Raw genomic sequence first — 1,678 nt, forward strand, 5'->3', positions numbered from 1 at the left:
ACCGACATCCGTGTGATCCAGGTTCTGCTCGGCCACAGGAAGCTCGACACCACCGCCGTCTACACCCGCGTCGCGTTGAAGACGCTCCGCGAGGTGACGAGCCCACTCGCGCTGCTGGCACCACCGCCATAGCGGCACGCGCCGATCATGGCGCGGCCGTCTCTGGAGGTCGCGGATATCCTGAACCGGCATGGCGAGGCTTATCTCGCGCGTCATCGGCTCAGCCGCGGCCAGCTCAAGGTGATGGGTGCGATCCGGGCCTGCCGCACGGCGGCGCTCGGCGGCCATGTCATGGCTTGCGGCAACTGCGATCACGCGACCATCGCCTACAACTCGTGCCGCAACCGGCACTGCCCGCGCTGCCAGGGCGCGGCGGCGAAGGACTGGCTCGCGGACCGGCAAGCCGACCTGCTGCCCGTGCCCTACTACCATCTCGTCTTCACCCTGCCGGCGTCGATCATGGCCATCGCCTTCCAGAACAAGGCCGAGCTCTATGGCCTGCTCTTCAAAGCCGCTGCCGAGACACTCACCGCCATCGCCGCCGACCCAAAGCATCTCGGTGCCCGCATCGGCTTCACCTCGGTGCTGCACACATGGGGATCGGCGATGACCCATCATCCCCATCTCCACATCATCGCGCCCGGCGGTGGCCTCTCCCCGGACGGCGCTTGCTGGATCTCGTGCCGGCCCGGCTTCTTCCTGCCCGTGCGCGTGCTCTCGCGGCTGTTCCGCCGGCTGTTCATGGAAGGGCTTGCTGTCCTGCATGAGGCGGGACGGCTCGCCTTCCATGGCGATCTCGCCCATCTGGCCGAACCCGATGCCTTCGCCGCCATGCTGGCGCCGCTGCGCCGGGCCGACTGGGTCGTCTACGCCAAGCGCCCCTTCGGTGGCCCTGAGGCCGTGCTGGCTTATCTCGCCCGCTACACCCACCGCGTCGCCATCGCCAACAGCCGCCTCGTGGCCATGGATCGGCACGGGGTCACCTTCCGCTGGAAGGACTATCGCGCCCGCTCATCCGGCAAGACCTGGCGCAAGACCATGACGCTGACGGCCCACGAGTTCATCCGCCGCTTCCTGCTCCACGTCCTGCCCGACGGCTTCCACCGCATCCGCCATTACGGCCTGCTCGCCACCGGCCGACGCGCCGACACCATCGCCCGCGTCAGGCAGATCTTCGCGGCGGCGATGCCGGCCGTAGCGACGAAGGATCGTGTAGCGGAGATCTCGGCCGAACAATCCGATCAGGTCGATAAGCGGAGGCCGCCTTGCCCCCGCTGCGGTGGCCGCATGATCCTCGTCGAGCGCTTCGCCCCAGGCTCGGCCCCGCGCACCATCCTCGCCGTCAGGATCGACACATCATGACGACGGAGTCGCGGCGGCATCCTGAGGAAGCACGACCGGTCTCGGCCAGAGAGCGGGCGATCCTGTTCGCACCAATGGCGGAAACAGCGATCGTGGCGATCCCGGATCCGTCTCCTACGCAGCCAACCGCCGGATCCCGGGCATCTCGGTCGGAGCATGACGCTCCCGACCCACGCATCGCACGATCCCGCAGACCAAGCCGCGGCGCGAAATCCCCATAGCCCACAGCCCCGGGCCGCGGCTTCCTCCCCTGGAGGCTTTCGGACGCCGGCCCTCAGCCCGGTCCAAACCCGCTCGCACGGGCCAGCATCCGAAA

Annotated in this window: 1 protein-coding gene and 1 pseudogene; both read left to right on the forward strand. The window is 68.5% G+C overall.

Annotation, left to right across the window (positions count from 1 at the left end; all coding sequences use genetic code 11):
- A pseudogene (locus NUV79_RS25140) lies at window positions 1-132 on the forward strand (integrase); the annotation flags it as partial.
- Between the two features lie 15 nt (window positions 133-147).
- The gene (locus NUV79_RS25145) at window positions 148-1,362 is read left to right on the forward strand and encodes an IS91 family transposase (RefSeq protein WP_257735804.1); all 1,215 of its coding nucleotides are present in this window, start codon (window positions 148-150) and stop codon (window positions 1,360-1,362) included.
- The last annotated feature ends 316 nt before the right edge of the window (window positions 1,363-1,678 follow it).

Origin of the sequence: Allobosea sp. 47.2.35 (assembly GCF_024655635.1) — a bacterium.
In the GTDB taxonomy this organism is placed as follows: Bacteria; Pseudomonadota; Alphaproteobacteria; order Rhizobiales; family Beijerinckiaceae; genus Allobosea.

What these genes read in the sequence shown, in the direction of transcription:
- NUV79_RS25145 (WP_257735804.1), top strand. Translation starts at nt 148, where the DNA reads ATGGCGCGGCCGTCTCTGGAGGTCGCGGATATCCTGAACCGGCATGGC.